We start from the raw sequence: 20,714 nt of genomic DNA, 5'->3' as shown, positions 1-20,714 counted from the left end.
AATTTTCATTATCTGTAGTGTGAATACATAATGAATAAAAATCACAATCTATTTATAATACTATTAGTTAAGATTCTTTGAGAAAAGCTTAGAAAAATCAACATAATTAAGTGTGAAAAGTTTTTTATTTGGTTTCCTATATTGAGAATTTACATGGTAAAATAATATAAGGTATCTGAAGAGAAATAATAACACAAAATAGACTAGCATACTGACTTACTTATTTTTTGAAGATGCCTAAGTAGATATAATAGGTAAGTTATTATTTGGAGGCATGGATTTATGATTAAGGAAGTTATTGTAGTAGAAGGACGAGACGATATAACAGCAGTAAAAAGAGCTGTAGAAGCAGAAGTTATTTCTGTAAGTGGGTTTGGAATAAATGGACAAATAATAGAGAAAATAAAGCAAGCGCAAAAAAGACAAGGGGTAATTATTTTAACAGATCCAGATTTTGCAGGAGAAAAAATTAGAAGAATTATTTCTAAAAGAGTACCCGATGTAAAACATGCATACATAACTCAGAGTGAAGGAACAAAGGATGGAGATATAGGGGTTGAAAATGCATCTCCAGAGACTATTATTAGAGCTTTAGAAAATGCAAAGTGTGAAATAAAAGAAGCAAGAAAAGAATTTGATATTCAAGATATGTATTACTTTAAGCTTACAGGCAATAACAAAGCACGAGAAAGAAGAGATGCATTAGGAAAGCAACTAGGAATAGGATATTGCAACACTAACCAACTTGTAACTAGATTAAATAACTATGGAATTTCAAAAGAAGAATTTATTAAGGCTCTAGAAAAGATAGAGAAGGAGATTTAGCATGGAAAACTTAAGTACTAAAGATATAGTATTAAAATATAATTTTAAATTCACAAAAAGTCTTGGTCAAAACTTTTTGACAGATGATACAGTATTAGATGATATAGTTGAGGGAGCAGATATTACAGAGGAAGACTATGTAATAGAAATAGGACCAGGAGTTGGAACTCTAACTAAAGAGCTTTTAAAAAGAGCTAAAAAAGTTACAAGCATAGAACTTGATGAAAGGCTTATACCTATATTGCAGGAAGAGCTAAAAGAGTTTCCTAATTTTCAATTAGTACATAAAGATGCATTAAAAGTAGATTATGACGAACTTATAGGAGAAGAAAAAAGTGTAAAGGTAGTTGCAAATTTACCTTATTACGTTACTACTCCTATAATTGCAAGCTTACTTAATGGCAAATATAATATTAAATCCATAACTATAATGATACAAAAAGAAGTGGCAGAAAGAATTGATGCAGAGCCAAGTACTAAAGATTATGGTGCATTTTCATTACTTGCCCAATATTATTGTGACACAAAAATTATAAGAAGAGTACCACCTTCTTCCTTTATACCTTCTCCTAAGGTAGATTCCATAGTAATAAGACTAGATATACTAGAAAAACCAAGAGTACAAGTGAAGGATGAGAAGTTATTTTTCAGTATAATAAGACAATCCTTTAACATGAGAAGAAAAACTCTTTCTAATGCTATGAAAAATGTTGGATTGGACAAAGAAACTTTAAAAGAGGCCTTTGAAAAAGCAAATATAGATTCTGGTAGAAGAGGCGAAACTTTATCTATCGAAGAATTTGCAAACTTGGCTAATACGGTATCAGAACTTAAATAGGATTTTATAGAATTTTGGTTACAAAAATTGTTCCTGAAAAACAGAATTAAAGCTGTAGAAAAAAAACTTTCATCTTTTAGGTACATCACTCATATATTATAATGTATAAATTATAATGGAGGTAATTGGGAGTGACACCTAGAAAAAGCTACAGTAGATATTTTATCATATTGCAAGAAGAACAAAAGGGTTACGGTATGGAAGCTGACAAGGCACCTTCTGGATATGCTAAATTAGAAGTTAAAAATAATAGATCAAAAATATCCTACTATGTTCAAAACTTAAAACGAGACAGAGGCCCTTATTATATGATTTTGATAACAGATAAACAAAATCCAAGAAGCCTTATAAATTTAGGAAGATTGAACATAGACGATAACGGTAGAGCTGATGTTAATTTCGATTATGATATGAATAGTATAGGCAACACTAATATTGCTATGGATAAGATAGTTGGGGCAGCAGTAGTTTCTATGAATGGAACTATAACTCCTATTATGGTAGGATTTTCAACTACTGATGTACCAAAAGATTGGACTACTTACCCAATATCTAAAGGAACTACTCAGCCGGGAACAAATGGAACAGGAACCACAGGTACAGGAGTTGGAACTGGAACTACAGGAACGGGTACTGGAGGCACAGGAACTATGGGAACAGGCACTGGGGTAGGAACAGGAGCAGGAACCACAGGTACTGGAGCTGGTACAGGAGTTGGAACTGGAACTACAGGAACGGGTACTGGAGGCACAGGAACTATGGGAACAGGCACTGGCGCAGGAACAGGAGCAGGAACCACAGGTACTGGAGCTGGTACAGGAGTTGGAACTGGAACTACAGGAACGGGTACTGGGGGCACAGGAACCATGGGAACAGGCACTGGCGTAGGAACAGGAACAGGAACAGGAACCACAGGTACTGGAGCTGGTACAGGAGTTGGAACTGGAGCTGGTACAGGAGTTGGAACTGGAGCTACAGGAACGGGTACTGGAGGCACAGGAACCATGGGAACAGGCACTGGGGTAGGAACAGGAGCAGGAACCACAGGTACTGGAGCTGGTACAGGAGTTGGAACTGGAACTACAGGAACTGGTGCTGGGGGCACAGGAACCATGGGAGCAGGTGGAACAGGAACAGGGGCTGGAACTACAGGTGCAGGAGCTGGCACAGGAGTTGGAACAGGAACTACAGGAACGGGTACTGTAGGAACAGGAACTATGGGTGCAGGCGGAACTGGAACAGGTGCGGGAACCACAGGCACTGGAACTGGCGCAGGAATGGGTACACAACCTACTACAGGAACACAAAATGGCTTTATTGATGAGTTTGAGGATTACTATGAAGATGATACCATTATAAATATGACCCCAGTAAATCAAGGTGATACAACACCTAGGGGCATGGATATTTTTGATAGATATGAAGAAGAAATAGAAAGTTCTAAACTTGAAAGACATAAGCATAAAAAGTGCAAGAAGCACAAAGATCAACAGGATTATTGCAATAAGCATCATGAATATATGGATGATTATGAGGATGATGACTGCGATTACTGTAAGCAGCATAAGAACCATAAAAATAACCATGATGACGATGATAACTTCAATCATCTCATGATGAACCATATGCATCATGAAGAACAGGATGAGGATAATCATTATGAACATCATATGCTACACCATATGGATGATGAATATGATGACCATAAATCTTACAATCAGTGCAAAGACAATAAGAAAAATTATGGGAAATATAATAATTGGGAAAACAATGAAAACCATATGTATAAATACAACTGGCCATTAGGCAATACAGGAGAGTTCTTTAAGAATGTAGTTAAAGGCTTTGAAAAGCTCGGAGAAAATGAAAATATTAAAAACTGTTTCTGGTATAAAGTTGCAGTAAGTAAACTTGAAGATATGTATTGCATATATGACTATAATAAGTATACAGTAGTATTTTATCCAATGATTTGTTATTACCCATATATATCTAAAAAGAAAAACTTTATAATTGGATATAAGTGTGATGATGAAGGTAAACTAAAATATATAATTTATGGAATACCTGGAACCAAAGCATTAGAAGATCAACCTTATGGTGGAAAAACAGGATTTGTTACTTGGATGCCATCTAAGGAAGAAAAGGATATGGGACACTGGCTCATGTACTACGACTTTAAGACAAATAATGTAGTAATTCCAATAAAGCGTTCTTAAAACTATGTAATAATCCTCTGCTGATAAGGTAGGGGATTATTTTTTTACTTAAATTTATTCTATTTTTTATACAAGCCTCATAGATATATTACAAAGAATTAATTTTATTTAGGGTTAGTTATAGTACTAATTTTAAATTTAAGCTAATTTTTATTATAAATAAATGTACAAGTACCTAGCGATGAATGGGCACTTGTACATTTATAATGTATAAAAGGAGGAACCACAGGATGAGAGTAATGATAGCAAAGAATAGGCAGACAGGGTTAGTAGTGATACTCATAGGATTAATGATTACTATTGTTGGACTTGGTCAATATTTCGAGAGTAAACTAAAAATGGCCACTTTAATTCAAAATAATATAGGATCCTTTAAAAAATATGATGCCCTGGAAGGTAAGTTAAGCTATAGCCTTCCAAAGTCATGGATTGCAAGTGAAGGTTCAAGTAGTAGAGAAAATGTTATTTACTTTAATGAGTTTGTATCTGATGATACATATACCCATGGATTTATACAAATTATCAACACAAAGGATGATATGAAAAAGTTAATTGATGTAGATATAAAAGAAATTAAAAGTATGGGGATTAAAGATTATACTTTAAATCCATCAAAAATTAAAAATAATGATGGATATATCCTTCAATATAACCTATGTATAAATAATTATAAAACTAATAAAATTTATAATTATTATATTAAGCAAAAGGATTATATTATAAAAGTAAATTTTGTTATAAATGATGAGAAGCATAAAGAAAACACACCTATATTTTTAGAAAATATAATAAATACCTTTTCTTTTAATGACATATTAAAGGGCTAGCCTGTAGAAACTTAATTATGTACAATGTAAAATAATTGGGATATAACTTGTAAAGTTATGAGAAGAAGTATTATAATATAAGTACATTAAAATGTTTAATAACTATATTTATTAATAAATGTAGTTTATACTAAGTAAGAAAAATAATTAGAGAAGCATAATGCTTCTCTAAATTTTTGTTATGGAGGGGAAAATGAGAAATTTAAATAAGTATTTAATTATAATAACAATATTGGTAGCAACTTCATTTTTATCAGCCTGCGCAATTATGCCGAAAAAGAATAAGGATTTTGAATACATAAAACTACGAGGAGCTATGAAAATAACTATTCAAAGCACTAGAGATAAAAGTTATAAGTTTACTGTAACCGATGAAGCGGCAATTATGGATATATATAAGCTTCTTTCTAGTGCAAAGGAAGTGGAGGGAAAGACTTCCTTAGAACCAGATTATATTTTTGAGATTTATGAAGCACCGGATAAGATAAGTAAATTTAACTATGTAGCAGGATTAGACAAGGGAAACGGAGCTAATTTTTATAATGAGGGTAAAAATTATATTGTATCTAATAGATTAGATAATGATATAATTAAGAATTTTGGTAATAACAGAAAACCAATAGATTTTGAAAATATATACTATGAAAGCTTGCTAAGAACCATAGAAACCTTTAACACCGGAGATAATAAGGGTAAAAAGATAGGCTTGAGCATTAAAAGTGATATAGAAACAACTAAATATCAACTTTCCACAGATATTATGTATTTTGAGGATAGGCTAAAGAAAATACAAAATGTGGAAATTACTGAGGGTGATAACTTAGAAGGTTATGATGTAGTAATGACAGTAAAAACGGAAGGATATACCGCTACTAAGTATAAAGCAACTGTAACTTTTCAGGGGGACCCTAAGGTAAAACCTGTGATCTATTATATAAATAATGTATATGAACAAGGTAGCTGGAAGATAAATATTACTGCTGAAAAGCCAGAAAACTTCTAGAAAACATAAGTTTAGTTACATTTTGGGGAGTAATAGTTCCTTTTTAAATCATAAATCCTAAGTAAATAAGTAATAAAAAATGAAACTATATTCAATAATGTAGTTTCATTTTTTTATATGTTTTATAGGTTTAATTAAAATACAGCATCTTTAGCTGAAAAAATCTTTGAAATTATCTGCTAAGCGGCATTGTTGAAATCGTTGGTTTTCTTTAATATTAAATCAATTTTAACCACTGAAATAATTGCTACGCAAATCAGGCAATCTGCTAACAAATATCCACCATTGTATAGGAAGGAATATAAAATTGGTGACATTCCTTCTTTTGCATAATCTCCAAAGAATACTACTCCAGAAATAAAGTGGAATACAAATCTACAAAGGAAAGCAAATATTACTGCTAGAATTCTATTATTCTTTAGTACACCTGCAAGACCTATTGCCATGAAAGGAAGTGAATAATCGAATAAAACCTGAATTGGGTGAAGTATATAAGCTGGTCCTATAACAAAGTTAACTAGCCCGTATAGAAAGCCAGTTAGTACACCTACCGTTGGACCATATAATAGAGATATAACTATTATAGGAAGCATACTTCCTAAGGTAGCACTTCCACCATAAGGCAACTCAAATAATTTAAAAAACTGTAATACTGTAGATAAAGCAAGGGCAAGACCAATGTGGGCCATAAGCCTAGAAGTAAGTTTAACCTTTTTAATTCTAGTGAAAGATACCATCATTATAAGTACTCCGATGAGAGTAAGAATAGTGGTTTTGTTTGATAAAATCTCTTTAAGATTTTCTGTAAATGACATAAAAATTCCTCCCAGTTTAGTGCTATAGGAGTGTTTAAACTAAAAAAACCATATTCCTAGGAATACGGTTAATCTTTTTATCTTAAACGCTTCCCTACGCTGGTATTAACCAGATCAGGTAAAAGGGTTAATGAATATAATCATCTCTCAGCCAACGGCACCCCTAGCACATATTAAATTTAGTCAAAATAAATTTCAACTTCAATTATATTTTAATATATTCAGGTGAGTAATGCAATGATTCCATAAAATTTTACTTAATTTTCCAACAGGCTTTCTATAATAAGCATAAGATTTAAAAGAATGATGAAAAAAATTATTCGGCACTTAAAAAAAGTCTATCATTTTATCATTTAACATGTTTAAGGGTTTAGTCATGTTTATGTCTACCTTATCACCTACCCTAGAATTTGAAGGAAGCCGATTAATGGACACATCCATAGTTGTTCCATCTATGAGTTCTACAAAGGCATCAGTATTATTAATATCAATTATTTTACCTAACATAATATTCCTCCATAATAAAAAATATAGGTTACTTCTCACATGAAAAAAATGGTCTTATTTTAATAGAATTTTTGATTTAGAGTAAAATTAAAAAAAGTAACCTATTTAAGTTATTTTTCCTTTAGGAAAGCATATTTATTCTAAATAAATAGGAAATTTAATTGAAAGTATATATTATAGTAGATATAATGGACTTTAGAGGTGGTGCTTATGGGTTGGGTGAGTATAAAGGATATACTGTTACTAATATGTTTTATACTAATTGGGATACAATTAATCACTATGAGGTTACACAAAAAGAAGATTGCATATTTAAATAATACAAAAGATATATTGTATGACTTAAGAGAAAAGGTTATAGAAGCTGTAGATAAGGAACAAGTGTACAAACTTATTCTAAAAGCTGCTATTGATATGTTACCTAAAGCTTCTAAAGGAAGCATATTAATGGAAGGAAAAGATAAGCTATTTCATTATGAAGCTTTAATAGGATATTCTGAGGAACTTAAGGAAATTAAGTTAATGAAAGAGGAAGTGTTTTTATACGCAAAAAACCAATTTAAAGGTATTGCAGTAATAAAAAATCCAGCAAGATTTAATGAGAACATACTGAATTTTGAAAAACACAAAATTTTTCAGGATACAGAGTCCCTAGATATTTGCTGTACTTTAAGTTGTCCAATTTCTATAAATGACAGAGTTATTGGTGTAATTAATTTAGATAGTACTGAAAAGGGTGCTATTTTTTCAGAAGATGATATAAAATACTTAAAATATATAATTAATGAACTTAAACTAGTGTTAAGGGTATTCTTAATGCAGGATGATTTAAGATACCAGGCCAATTATGATGCACTTACAGGGCTCTACAATAGAAGATACCTAGAATATCTTTTAAGTTACCACTTAGAAATGTCAAAAAATAAATGTAAAAAGTCTACATTAATATTTATTGATTTAGATAATTTCAAGAGAATCAATGATGCCTATGGGCATAAATCAGGAGATAAAGCCTTGGTATTAATATCAAACATATTACAAAAGAAAATGAATTCTTCTTCTTACATATATGGAAGAATGGCGGGAGACGAGTTTATAGTTTTTATTCCTCATGGAGATGAAAAGAATGCTATTAAGGTCATTGAAGAGGTTAGGGAAGTCTATAGTCATGAAACCATAGGAGATATAAATTTGGATTTTAGCTATGGAATCATAGAAGTAACTGACTCTAGTAGAAATTTAGAAGAATTAATTCATGAAGCAGATGAAAAGATGTATGAGGTAAAAAACTACAAAAGGGAAAAAAGCCAAAGAAAAAAATCTTCCTAAGAAGATTTTAGAATGAAAAAATGTATAAAACACCTTTCGAATTGAAAGGTGTAATATTTTTTGATTATTAAATTTTAGAAACGTTAGATGCTTGAGGACCTCTAGCACCATCAACTACGTCAAATTGAACTCTTTGACCTTCTTCTAAAGATTTGTAGCCATCACCTGATATAGCGGAGAAATGTACGAATACATCTTCTTCACCTTCAACAGATAAAAATCCAAATCCTTTTTCTGCATTAAACCATTTAACTGTACCTGTTTTCATTTAACTTCCTCCTGAATAAAAAAATAAAGCGAAAAATCAATTTTTCATATTTGGTTAACCTTAATTATAATTATATTCTTATCAATTAAGGTTATTTTTATACTCAAATATTTTAGGTGTTATGAAATATTTCAATAACACCTAAATATTTCGCTATTTTAAATTAAATAACTTAGTTAATTATAAATTATTAGTATGGACAGTCCGGTGAAAAGGCTTGTCCGTTATTTAATAATACGCTTAGCTGTATAGTAGGTGTTTCTATAATACGCAGAGTTTAGGTTGGAAACTCTCACTACATCTCCAGGTTTAGGTGCTTGAATAAATAAATCATTTCCTTTGTAAATAGCTACATGGGAAACTGAATCAGGCCTAGAATCATCAGTAGTGAAAAATAATAAGTCTCCAGGTTTAAGATCCTCTTTACTTACAGTAATCCCTTGATGAACTTGATAATAGCTTGTTCTTTCAATTTGAACTCCAAGCTTTCTGTATACGTATTGAGTAAGTCCTGAACAATCAAATCCCATAGGAGTAAAACCACCCCAAAGATAAGGAACGCCTAAATACTTTTCAGCTTCAGCCACAATGTCCTCACCGGAGTATCTGCTTTCAATAGCAGGGGTTTCTCTTACTAATGGAGTGCTAACATCCGTAGCATTAGTTACTTTGATGTAATCTCCATGGACCCAACCTTCCTTATTATTAATGGATATTTTATACCAACCACTTGAGTGAGCAAGGATAGGGAACTTATTTCCATATCTAGCTACTTCAATTTTACTATAATTTGTTCCTGCACCACTTCTCACATTTAAGACATCTGCTGAAATTATGGCAACTTTACCTTGAACTACTGGAGCCGTAGTAGGTTCCTCTACATTAGAAGGCGGTGGTGTTGGAGCTTCAGTGTTACTATCTATAGTAACAAATTCCTTAGATACATATCCGGTGCTTCCACTATAGTTTATCTTATACCAACCATTAACTTCTTCTAAAAGCTCTAGTTTATTACCTGAATGTAAAGACTTAATAATACCATAATTAGTTCCAGGGCCAGTCCTTAAATTAAGGGCTGAAACATTAACTATCCCAGACTTTTGCACAGGAGAAGTAGTGCCACTATCTCCGCGACTTGGTCTAGAAGAATCACTACTACCAGAGCCAAGTGTTACATAATCTTGACTTACATACCCCGTAGAACCGTTATAACTAATTTTAAACCAACCATTAGTAGCTTCTAGTATGTCTATTTTAGTATTTTGTTTTAAGGATCCTAAAACACCAAAGGTGGTTCCAGCTCCGTTTCTTACATTTAAAGATGTGGCGTTTACAGTACCAACTTTACTAGAAGAAGTTTCTGCAGGTTTTGCAGTTTGTACAAACTCTCCGTGTATCCAGCCTGTTCTATTATTAAAATTGATTTTATGCCAACCATTTACAGTATCAACGATAGTTACAGTATTACCCTTATATAACTTCCCAAGTATTGTAGATGATGTATTTGCAGAAGACCTAACATTCAGTGCATCAGCAGTAACAACACCACTACTAGCTTTAAGAGAAGTTGACTCATTATTTACATTTGGGTTTGCAACTGCAACACCAGTATTCAATTTAAGTGATATGCCTACAGCAAAGGTTACTGCACATAGACATTTAAGATGTTTACTTTTCAATTCTTTACCCCCCACTCCCAAAACTAACAATATAAATTGCATTACTTAAATTATAATGGAAAAAATTCCATATAACAATAAATTAATCCAAATAATCCTAAAAAATTACCATAAGTTAGTTTAAAGTAAAAATTTTTACAGTATTTTCTCCTAATATTTCATCATTAATCTCCAAGGAATTTCCACTAACTTTTTCACCATTTTTCATAAAGGTTAAAAAGGTTTCCACACCGTCTAAGTCAAAGCTTAATTGAGGAGTTTTATAATGCATAGGAATAACTATTTTGCTTTGAATTTGTTTAGCTATTTTTGCAGCCTCTTCACCATTTATAGTATAGTTTCCGCCAACAGGTATAAAAAGTACGTCAACAGTACCTATTAAATCAATATCCTTTTGATCAAGTAGATGGCCTAGGTCTCCTAAGTGGCAAAACTTATAACCTTCCATTTCTATAATGAAGATTATGTTTTCTCCACGCTTTGCTCCCTTATATTTATCGTGATAAGAAGGAATTCCTTGAATGGTAATATCACATTCATTAAAAAAGCCAACTTTATCAATGACCTTTGAGCCAGGATTTATGTGTTGAACATTGTTGTGGTCGAAGTGCTGGTGACTTATGGTTATAACATCAGCAGAACCTTTATACAGTGAATAGCCCACCGTTTCATCGAAGGGGTCTGTTAAAAGCCTTCTTTCCTTAAAGTCCTCTAGTAAAAATGAAGCATGACCAAGCCAAGTAATTTTCATAAGTATCTCTCCAATCTTTTATATTAATTAAAGTAAGTTCTTAGTGAAGGTCACTGAGTTTTAGTCCAATAGTTCTTAAGTATAGTTTTTCAAGATTAAAGTTAATATGATTTTATTCTCTTAAAAAGTTTTGAAAAATCAACGAGGGGTTAACCTGAGTATTGGATTTAAAGTAATTGTATATTTAGATTATGGATTAATATGAAAGAAATATTCAATAGATAATGAGGAGCTGTTTAAAAGTTACAAAGTAGTAATAATATTGTAAATTTATCTTAATAAAAGTTACTGAGTAGAGGTACTTATATTCTTTGAAAATAGTGAAAATTTCTTTGACAAAAAACCAAGGGTGTAATATAATGATAGAAACAAAGTTTAAATAACAAATTTGTTTTTATAAAACTAATAGCTAAGAGTAGGAAAAGTACTTTAAAAGTAGTTTACAGAGAGTGGAGGTTTGGTGTGACTCCATAGCGAAGTTTAAAGGAAAATCACCTAGGAGCTGAAGGCTGAAAATAGTAAGTCTATCCGTAATTCTGCGTTAAAGAATAGAGTATGTTAGTACTTGAAATTATACATTAACACTATAGGTGGTATAGCGAATTCAACTTCGTCCTATTTTAGGACGAAGTTTTTTATTTTGCATCAAATTATGATGCTTGCTAATGTTTTTACATTGGTGTTTGAGAAAGCAACCTTTCTGCTGTGGCCTTGCCTGGGAGAATTGTACTATTTCTCTAGAGATTTCTTTTGCTATAACAACTAACAGTTTTAAGTGCTACATAATCAATAAGAAATTCTTTGTAAGTGCATACAGAATCAATTGTATAAATCTTAGGTTCATAGTTAATCATTAAATTAGGCATTTTCAAAAAATAAATAAGTCAGTATGTTTGTCTATTTTTAGTTATACTGCGTCAACAGAACCCTTAGATAGCGCTACTATCTGCGGAACCTGTTTCCTTGTCAGCACAAACTTGCTTGTGAACTCAAAATATCCTTCACATCTTTGACTTGTTATTTATTTTCAAATACCTTAAGTCACAATTGGCAAATTATTAGCACTTAGATAATAGAAAATAACACCAATAAGAAAGGAGCAATATTATGTATAAAAAAATTGATTCAACCAAGAGTTTTATGGACATGGAAAATGATATATTAAAACTTTGGGCAGAAAAAGACATTATAAAGAAGAACTTCGATTTAAACGAAGATGGTGAATACTTTACTTTTTATGACGGTCCTCCAACAGCAAATGGTAAGCCTCATATAGGACACGTTATAACAAGGGTTATGAAGGATATAATCCCAAGATATAAGGTGATGAAGGGTTATAAGGTTTTAAGAAAAGCTGGATGGGACACTCATGGACTTCCAGTAGAGCTTGAAATAGAAAAGAAACTTGGAATTTCTGGTAAGCCAGAAATAGAAAAATACGGGGTAGAGAAATTCGTTAGAGAGTGTAAAGACAGTGTTTTCTCTTACGTTGAAATGTGGAGAGAGATGTCTGAAAGAGTTGGTTATTGGATAGACATGGATAATCCATATGTAACTTATCATAATGATTATATTGAATCAGTATGGTGGGCACTTAAGCAAATGTGGAATAAAGAATTAATCTACAAGGGTCATAAGGTAATGCCTTATTGCCCAAGATGTGGAACTACCTTATCTTCTCATGAGGTTGGTCAAGGTTATAAAGATGTTAAGGATAGCTCAGTTTACGTTAAGTTTAAACTTAAAAATGAAGATAAATATATACTAGTTTGGACAACAACTCCTTGGACACTTCCAAGCAACGTAGCACTAGCTGTGAATAAAAAATATGATTATGTAGAAGTTCTGCATGAGGGTGAAACTTTAATTCTTTCAAGACAACTTTTAAATAAGCTTAACGGAGAGTATGAAGTAATAACTGAGTTTAAAGGTGAAGAACTTCTTGGAAAAGAATATGAGCAAATGTTCAAGTTTGAAACTCCAGAAGAAAAGGCTTTCTATGTAGTTCATGGTGATTATGTAACTTTATCAGATGGTACTGGTATAGTTCACATTGCACCTGCATACGGAGATGAAGATAATCAAATAGGTAAATTATATAACCTTCCAATGATAAACTTAGTTGATGCAGAAGGTAAATTCGTGCCAGCTGTAGAGCCATGGTCAGGAATTTTCGTTAAGAAAGCTGATGAGAAAATCATAGCTTTCATGAAAGAAAATAATATTCTTTATAAGAGTGAAAAATTCCTACACTCATATCCACACTGTTGGAGATGCGACACACCACTTCTTTACTATCCAAGGGAGAGCTGGTTTGTAAGAATGAGCTCAGTAAGAGATGAGCTTCTACAAAACAACGATAAGATCAACTGGATGCCAGATAACGTTAGAACAGGAAGAATGGGTAAATTCTTAGAAGGAGTTATCGACTGGGGTATTTCAAGAAATAGATATTGGGGAACTCCACTTCCAATTTGGGAATGTGAATGTGGTCACAGAGAAATGATAGGTAGCATTGAAGAACTTCATAAAAAAGGTATCAATGTTCCAGAAGGAATAGAACTTCACAAACCATATATCGATAATGTGCACTTAACTTGCCCACATTGTTCAAAGGAAATGACAAGGGTAGACGAGGTTATTGACTGCTGGTTTGACTCAGGTTCAATGCCATTTGCACAATATCACTATCCATTTGAAAATAAAGAGCTATTCGAAGCAAACTTCCCAGCTCAATTTATATCAGAAGCTGTGGACCAAACAAGAGGATGGTTCTATACCTTACTTGCAATATCAACAACTGTATTTGAAAAGAATCCATTTGAAAACTGTATAGTACTTGGACACGTTCTTGATAAAGACGGTTTAAAAATGTCTAAACACAAAGGAAATGTATTATCTCCATTTACAGTTTTAGATAATGAAGGAGCAGATGCTTTAAGATGGTATTTCTATACTGCTTCAGCACCATGGCTTCCATCAAGATTCTATGAGGATGCAGTTATAGAAGCACAAAGAAAGTTCATAGGAACTCTATGGAATGTTTATTCCTTCTATGTGCTATATGCAGATTTAGATAACTTTGATCCAATGAAGTATGAAAACTTTAAATCAGAAAATGTAATGGATAAGTGGATGATGTCTAAGCTTAACACTTTGGTTAAGAATATAGATGAGCATCTAGAAAACTACAGAATAACTCAAGGTGCTAAAGAACTTGAGGACTTCGTAGATGAGCTTTCAAACTGGTATGTAAGAAGAAATAGATCAAGATACTGGGTAGAAGAGCTAACTGAAGATAAGATTGGAGCATATATGACTCTATACAGAGTGCTTGTAACTTTCTCAAGAGTTGCATCTCCATTCATACCATTTATCACAGAAGAGCTTTACCAAAACCTAGTAGTTGCTTTTGATAAAAATGCACCAGAAAGTATTCACCTATGCATGTGGCCAGAATACAGCGAAACTGAGGTTGATAAGACTTTAGAAGAGGAAATGGATAAGGCTTACAGAATAGTTAAACTTGGTAGAGGTGCAAGAAATGCTGCTAACATCAAAAACAGACAGCCGCTATCAAAAATGCTTGTATCTGTGAGTGAGCTTCCAGAGTACTATGGAGACATCGTTAAAGATGAGCTTAACATTAAAGCAGTAGAACTTGGTGCAGACCTTTCTAAGTATGTTAACTTTGAAATCAAGCCAAATCTACCAGTACTAGGAAAAGCTTATGGTAAGATGATACCAGGCATCAGAAAAGCAATAGGATCAATGAACCAAATGGAACTTGCTCAAAACATCAATAACGGCAAGGTTGTAACTATTAATGTAGATGGTACAGAAATAGATTTAAATAAAGAAAACCTACTTGTAACAATGCAAGGACTTGAAGGTTTTGCCTTTGCTGGAGAAGGTGAAATGGGAGTAGTACTAGATACTCACATCTCTGAAGAGCTAAAAGAAGAAGGCCATGTAAGGGAAATCCTAAGCAAGATTCAAAACATGAGAAAAGAGAGCGGCTTTGAAGTTGCAGATAAGATAAAAATCTATGTAACAGGCAATGAAATGCTAGAAGCTGTAATTAAGAAGTTTGAAGAAACTATCATGAAGGATACTCTAGCTATTGAAACTGTATATGGAGCAGAAGCTGCTTACACAGAAGTAAAAATCAATGGCGAAACTTTAAATCTTGCTGTAGAAAAACAATAATAAATATAAATACCTAGTTAGGGTAATAATATTAATAAAGAATCTCTGAGAAACTTAGCTTTTTTAGAGGTTCTTTTAATTATAGTCTTCCATGGTGAAAATGTATTTTGATTATTACAAAAACCTTAAGTCAGTCAAGGTATGAGTAATGCATAACTTTATTTAAGCTTATTCCAAGTTCGTTGAAGAAAATAGGATATATTTTTGTTGGTATTATTAGTCATTTGACAAAATCACTTAAAATTTGATATTGTTTTTAGGGAATTAATATTTAAGTCTATACATAAAAATTAATGATGAGATATTGGAGGAAAAACATGAAAGAAACACAAGAAGTTAAAATTGTCACAGCTGATCCTTCAGCTATTGGGCTTTTCGGACTGGCAGTAATTACATTAGTTGCATCTTCTCAAAAACTTGGAATAACTCAAGGAGTGTCTTTAATAATACCTTGGGCATTATTCTTAGGGGCTTTAGCACAGCTATTTGCATCAGCAAATGATTTCAAGCATAATAATACCTTTGGAGCAACTGCTTTTGGAGCTTATGGCTTCTTTTGGCTTGGAGTAGCCTTTACTTGGTTAATTCAAAATGGAGTCTTAGGGCAGAATCTTGCAAAGGCTGCAGACCCTAAACAACTAGGCTTTGCTTTTCTAGCTTATTTAATCTTTACTATATTTATGACAATTGGGGCTATGGAAACTCATAAGGTATTATTTTTAATTTTCTTTTTCATAGACTTCTTATTTTTAGGTTTAACTTTAAGCACTCTTGGAATTGCACCAGAATTCGGACATGAACTTGCGGCATACTCTGAGTTAATAATATCACTTCTTTCGTTTTATGGCTCAGCTGCATCAGTTTTAAATAATCATTTTGGAAGAGTATTCTTACCAGTAGGAAAGCCTTTCGGAATATTCAAGAAGTAAAAATAATATAATTAAGCATCCTTGAGATAATTTGGTTTCTCAAGGGTGCTTTTTATTTTGATCACACTTGGTTTTGGGATGAAGGCAGGTGTTTTTTATAATATAAATAACCAACTAGGATCCAACAACTAAACTATAGCTTTAATTTTATTTACATAATCAAAAACTAGGTAAATAGCATATATATATTATAAGCAACAAATTTCATCTCATTGGGGGTCAAAAATATGAAGGAAATTAAGTGTGAGTGCAACATTTCAAGGGGGGTTAAGGTTAAAAATTGGATTTATAAAAGTGTTTTAAACTATAAATTTTTAGTGGTTATTTCCCTAGGAATAATAGGTGAGAAAATTTTAGTTAATTATCTTTTAAACATAGGCACAAATGCACTAAAAACTATGCTAGACATACTATTAGTTGAAGTTATAGTAATTCCTACTTTATATTTAATCATTAAAAGTAGAAATAACTATATCAGTGAGGAAGAGGCTATTAAGAAGCTTGCATTTTATGATTCTCTTACAGGATTACCTAATAGATGTCTTCTTTCTAGCTACTTTAAGGAAATCTTTGTGGAAAGTGGTAATGATCCGGAGTTTGTGGCTGTGATGTTTCTAGATTTAGATGGATTTAAAGTTATCAATGACACTCTAGGACATAGCATAGGGGATAAGGTTCTAGTTGCCTTATCTAAAAGACTTAAAAATTCGGTAAGAGAATATGATATGGTATGTAGGTTAGGTGGAGATGAATTTATTATATTATTTCCAAAATTAAACAAAGAGGAAAATATTGTTACCGTAGCAGAAAAAATATTAAAGGTATTTACAAATCCCTTTTCTATAGATGGAAATGAACTTTCTATAACAAGCAGTATAGGAATAAGCTTATCTCCTCATCATGGAAAAAGCTTAGAGGAACTAATTAAAAACGCAGACGTAGCAATGTATAAGTGTAAGAGCAACGGGAAAAATTGCTATAGTTTTTTTAGCAATGATTTAAAAGAACAAGAATTAGTTACGTTAAATGAATACATTTGTAGTTAGAAATAGAAAGAACTCTCCATAGACTTTAACATATAAATCTATGGGGAGTTCTTTTAATCAGTAGGATTTGGGTTAATCGCCTTATTAATATAGAAATTAAAATGAGAAGTTATCATATAAAATGCAGAAGTGAGCTTTAATCAATGGAAGTAACTAACACCAATGATGTAGAGCTTATCTTATACACTGCTGAAATCCATAGGAAAATCAATATAAGTTTTTATAAAAGTTAAGTCTTCATTTTAGCATTATACTAATATTAATTACTAAATTTAAAGAGGAATCTTTCAACTAAAGAAGGAGTTTTTTTATTTTCATAGAATATACTTAATTTAAATGACATTTTCAAAGGATAAATCTTTCATAATATGGTAGAATTAATAAGAAGAAAACAAGTTTTAGATGGAATCTAAAGTTTCTTTTAAGGCTTTAGCCACATTTTGGAAGGGTAATTATTCCATAATTGTTACCTCTTAAGCAAATTTAAGGTAGGAGTCTTTGACTAAAGACAAACTTTTCTATAGTTTATTCAAGGACTATAGCCTCTAATATTCAGACATTTTACCATAAGTATATTTCTCAAAGGATACATTTACATTAATATAAATAAACTTGGAAATAATATGATTAATTTAAGTTATTTCTGGGTTCAAGGAATAAGTTTCAGAAATAGGAGTGATAATAATGGCAACTTCAATAAAGGATGTTGCTCGTGAAGCAGGAGTATCAATTGCAACTGTTTCAAGAGTTTTAAATGGCATAGATGTAGTTAATGATGAAACTAAGAGAAAAGTGTTAGACACCATTGAAAAATTGGGTTATAGACCTAATATTTTAGCAAGAAGTTTAAAAACTCATAAATCTAGTACTATAGGTATTGTAATCCCAGATATATCAAACCCCGTGTATCCTGAAATAGTAAGAGGAGCAGAGGATGTAGCTAGTATATACAACTATAATATTATGCTTTGCAATACTGATTTGGATTTGGAGAGGGAAAAGGAAAGCTTTAATGTACTTAGGGAAAAGATGGTTGATGGAGTTATTTACATGAGCAATTCTCTAGAGAGCGATATAGAAGATATAATAGAAGCTATGAAAGTACCAACAGTGCTTGTAGGTACTATAGATAGCAACAAAAGCTATCCAAGTGTAGGAATAGATAGCTATGCGGCAAGCTATGATGCTGTTAAGTATCTTATGGATAAGGGAAATAAAACTATTGCTTACATAGGATATTATGAAGATAAGTCTAGTGATTATTCAAAGATTTACAAGGGTTATAAAAAGGCTATGGAGGAAAAGGATAGTTTTAACCCTTCATTAGTATACTTTGGATCTTTAAAGGCTGAGGATGGATATAAAGGAATACAAGAAATTTTAAAATCCAATAAGGTGGATGGAGTTTTTTGTGCTAATGATGAAGTGGCTATGGGGGCTATTAATGCTTTAAGAGAAAGTGGCATAGAGGTTCCTAAAGAGGTAGATGTAATGGGATTTGACGATATATCTCTTGCAGATGTCTATTATCCAAAGCTTACTACAGTATCAAAACCTCTTTATGACATGGGGTCTGTAGCTATGAGACTTTTAATTAAAATTATAAATAATTTACCTATAGATGACAGAAACTTTTTACTTCCCTATAATATTGTAGAAAGAGATTCTTGCAAGAAGTAATAGGTACCCATAAATAGAAGTGGTTTAGGGCCATAGATAGGTTGTAAATTCAGCAATATATCCGTGGCCCTTAAGTTCTGTAATCATTGCGCTAAATGTAATAATATGGTAAAATTAAAGGGATTCCGGATATAAATAAAGAACGTGTAGTATACAAATGTAGGGGGATAGTAAATGGCTAGAGGCAATTTTAAAAACCATAAAAACAGGACTTTTTCAAAGAAAGATATAATAATTATAACTGTATTAATAGTAATAAATCTAGTTATAATTATATTTGGAAAAATTAGAGATAGAAATTATGCCAAGGAACTTACTAGTTTATCTCAAACCAATAACAATGTTGAAATAGCAGAAAAGGGACAAGCAACAAACGAAGAAGTTAAAAAGATCTTAGTTAAAGAAGTTAAAAATAAAGAAATAGTTTTCCCAAGAAATTCTTATATTGAAGAAGCCCTGAACCAGAGTAAGTTTAAGGGGATTATACTAGGAGATAGCATAGCTCAAGGTAGTGGAGCATCTAAACCTAATATCTTGGGTGATGAAATAGGGGGAACAATCTTTAGTAGTCTTAATATGCTTACTAAGGAAACTCTTATATCAGATAATTACTCAGTAGGTGGAAGTACTGTAGAAAACATGCTAGCCTATATTTCGGATAGTAGCTCAAAAAAGTCTAAAGCTTACGAGTACCCTTATTGGATATTAATCACTGGCAGAAATGAAATGGAAACAATGACAGTAGAGGAATTTAAGGCTCTTTACAAAACTGTAGTGGCTCAGGGTGAAAAGAATAATATAGATGTTATTTGTGTTACAGAACCTCCAGAGATAAACATAAGTACAGGAGAATTAGTAGAAGGTAAATACTCACAATACCAAAAGGCTATAGAAGAAGTTGCAGCAGAAGAAGGAGCTACTTTTGTAGATGTATACAATGGGCTTCTAAAAAAGAAAAATGCTGGAGAGAATATATCTAAATTGAGTTCAAATGGAATATTGCCAAATAATGAAGGGTATAAATACATAGCAGAATTAATAACCGAAGGAATTATAGGAAATAATGTAGAATTTAAAAAGTCTGAGACTAAAAGTACTACGAAATTAATATCCCAATATGAGGTTAATGATACAGTAGCTAAGACAAAAGTACAGAACCTATCAACGAAAAGCACAGCGAAAGAATTTAACACTGGAAATGGTAGTGTTATGACCTTGGGTGTTGGGGAGAATACTAGTTTCAAGATGCCTGATGGACAAGTTACTGGGGTGGTAATCACCTTAATTGCTACCAATAATGGAGGGAATGTTGAAGTAAAAACTAAAGATTCACAATTAAGTAAAACATTAAAATCCTCCGGTGGACAAGTTAAAGAGGTAAGTTATTACATTTCACTTAAAGATATAAAAGATTTAAAGGAAATTTTACTGGTTCCTAAGGGTGATATTTATTTGAGTGGAGTAACTATAGTACTGAATAATTAATTAGTTTAAAAACAATGGTATAAGTAATATCATTGTTTTTTCTATTGGTCTAAATAATATTAATCAGTTATGAAGTAAAGTAACGCTATTAATATAAAGGCTGTGAAACATAACTTTAAGTGATTGTTGAAAGTTCACACTAAAAAGGTATCAGGAGTTGTAATTTGTAAAGTGTTCTTTTAAAATTGTAAAGCTTCAATTATAATATAGCTGGAGTTAATAATGTGGTAAAATATAATCTAATGTAGAATATTACATAAGTAGTTATAAGGTATATTCAGATATAGATAGATATTATGATAAA

The 20,714-nt window shown here is 31.9% G+C and carries 16 protein-coding genes, 1 riboswitch and 1 other annotated feature; of the genes, 11 read left to right on the top strand and 5 right to left on the bottom strand.

All coding sequences use genetic code 11. From position 1 onward, the window contains the following. Window positions 1-282: 282 nt before the first annotated feature. From rnmV to C661_RS0102190, 5 genes are all read left to right on the top strand, one after another. Window positions 283-825: a ribonuclease M5 gene (gene rnmV / locus C661_RS0102210; protein WP_017413663.1), complete on the top strand. Its 543-nt coding sequence runs from the start codon at window positions 283-285 to the stop codon at window positions 823-825. Window position 826: 1 nt separating this feature from the next. Next, a complete protein-coding gene (rsmA, locus tag C661_RS0102205; protein WP_017413662.1) occupies window positions 827-1,663 on the top strand; it encodes a 16S rRNA (adenine(1518)-N(6)/adenine(1519)-N(6))-dimethyltransferase RsmA in 837 nt (278 codons plus the stop codon). Between the two features lie 131 nt (window positions 1,664-1,794). Beyond that, window positions 1,795-3,882, top strand: a complete 2,088-nt coding sequence (locus C661_RS23865; RefSeq protein ID WP_017413661.1) for a DUF7922 domain-containing protein — start codon at window positions 1,795-1,797, stop codon at window positions 3,880-3,882. A 230-nt stretch (window positions 3,883-4,112) separates the two neighbouring features. Continuing rightward, a complete protein-coding gene (locus C661_RS0102195) occupies window positions 4,113-4,709 on the top strand; it encodes a hypothetical protein (protein ID WP_017413660.1) in 597 nt (198 codons plus the stop codon). A 193-nt stretch (window positions 4,710-4,902) separates the two neighbouring features. Next, window positions 4,903-5,712, top strand: a complete 810-nt coding sequence (locus C661_RS0102190; protein ID WP_017413659.1) for a YhfM domain-containing protein — start codon at window positions 4,903-4,905, stop codon at window positions 5,710-5,712. Window positions 5,713-5,891: 179 nt separating this feature from the next. On the opposite strand, the gene thiT is transcribed toward C661_RS0102190, so the two are convergent. Continuing rightward, the gene (gene thiT / locus C661_RS0102185; RefSeq protein ID WP_017413658.1) at window positions 5,892-6,527 is read right to left on the bottom strand and encodes an energy-coupled thiamine transporter ThiT; all 636 of its coding nucleotides are present in this window, start codon (window positions 6,525-6,527) and stop codon (window positions 5,892-5,894) included. 74 nt (window positions 6,528-6,601) lie between these two features. Beyond that, a riboswitch (TPP riboswitch) is annotated at window positions 6,602-6,702 on the bottom strand. A gap of 152 nt (window positions 6,703-6,854) precedes the next feature. Then, the gene (locus C661_RS0102180) at window positions 6,855-7,034 is read right to left on the bottom strand and encodes a hypothetical protein (protein WP_017413657.1); all 180 of its coding nucleotides are present in this window, start codon (window positions 7,032-7,034) and stop codon (window positions 6,855-6,857) included. A 210-nt stretch (window positions 7,035-7,244) separates the two neighbouring features. Between C661_RS0102180 and C661_RS0102175 the strand changes: the two genes are divergently transcribed. Then, window positions 7,245-8,363, top strand: coding sequence for a sensor domain-containing diguanylate cyclase (locus tag C661_RS0102175; protein ID WP_017413656.1), 1,119 nt, complete (start codon window positions 7,245-7,247; stop codon window positions 8,361-8,363). Window positions 8,364-8,430: 67 nt separating this feature from the next. On the opposite strand, the gene C661_RS0102170 is transcribed toward C661_RS0102175, so the two are convergent. From C661_RS0102170 to C661_RS0102160, 3 genes are all read right to left on the bottom strand, one after another. After that, the gene (locus tag C661_RS0102170) at window positions 8,431-8,631 is read right to left on the bottom strand and encodes a cold-shock protein (RefSeq protein ID WP_017413655.1); all 201 of its coding nucleotides are present in this window, start codon (window positions 8,629-8,631) and stop codon (window positions 8,431-8,433) included. Window positions 8,632-8,855: 224 nt separating this feature from the next. Further along, on the bottom strand, window positions 8,856-10,310 hold the full coding sequence (locus tag C661_RS22575) for a C40 family peptidase (RefSeq protein ID WP_017413654.1): 1,455 nt from the start codon (window positions 10,308-10,310) through the stop codon (window positions 8,856-8,858). 115 nt (window positions 10,311-10,425) lie between these two features. Further along, window positions 10,426-11,061 carry an MBL fold metallo-hydrolase gene (locus C661_RS0102160; protein WP_017413653.1) on the bottom strand — a complete coding sequence of 212 codons (636 nt, stop codon included), beginning with the start codon at window positions 11,059-11,061 and terminating at the stop codon, window positions 10,426-10,428. Between the two features lie 402 nt (window positions 11,062-11,463). Then, window positions 11,464-11,682, top strand: a binding site (T-box leader). A 486-nt stretch (window positions 11,683-12,168) separates the two neighbouring features. On the opposite strand from C661_RS0102160, the gene ileS reads away from it, so the two are divergent. The 5 genes from ileS (at window position 12,169) to C661_RS0102135 (ending at window position 20,410) form a co-directional block, all read left to right on the top strand. Further along, on the top strand, window positions 12,169-15,270 hold the full coding sequence (gene ileS / locus C661_RS0102155; protein WP_017413652.1) for an isoleucine--tRNA ligase: 3,102 nt from the start codon (window positions 12,169-12,171) through the stop codon (window positions 15,268-15,270). Window positions 15,271-15,587: 317 nt separating this feature from the next. Continuing rightward, a complete protein-coding gene (locus C661_RS0102150) occupies window positions 15,588-16,199 on the top strand; it encodes an acetate uptake transporter (protein WP_017413651.1) in 612 nt (203 codons plus the stop codon). 227 nt (window positions 16,200-16,426) lie between these two features. Next, entirely contained in the window at window positions 16,427-17,245 is an 819-nt protein-coding gene (locus C661_RS21110) for a GGDEF domain-containing protein (RefSeq protein ID WP_017413650.1), read from the top strand. Between the two features lie 684 nt (window positions 17,246-17,929). Continuing rightward, window positions 17,930-18,925, top strand: coding sequence for a LacI family DNA-binding transcriptional regulator (locus C661_RS0102140; protein WP_017413649.1), 996 nt, complete (start codon window positions 17,930-17,932; stop codon window positions 18,923-18,925). A gap of 174 nt (window positions 18,926-19,099) precedes the next feature. Continuing rightward, the gene (locus tag C661_RS0102135; RefSeq protein WP_017413648.1) at window positions 19,100-20,410 is read left to right on the top strand and encodes an SGNH/GDSL hydrolase family protein; all 1,311 of its coding nucleotides are present in this window, start codon (window positions 19,100-19,102) and stop codon (window positions 20,408-20,410) included. The last annotated feature ends 304 nt before the right edge of the window (window positions 20,411-20,714 follow it).

This window comes from Clostridium tunisiense TJ (assembly GCF_000300195.1).
In the GTDB taxonomy this organism is placed as follows: Bacteria; Bacillota; Clostridia; order Clostridiales; family Clostridiaceae; genus Clostridium_J; species Clostridium_J tunisiense.
This window is presented reverse-complemented; position numbering and strand designations above follow the sequence as displayed.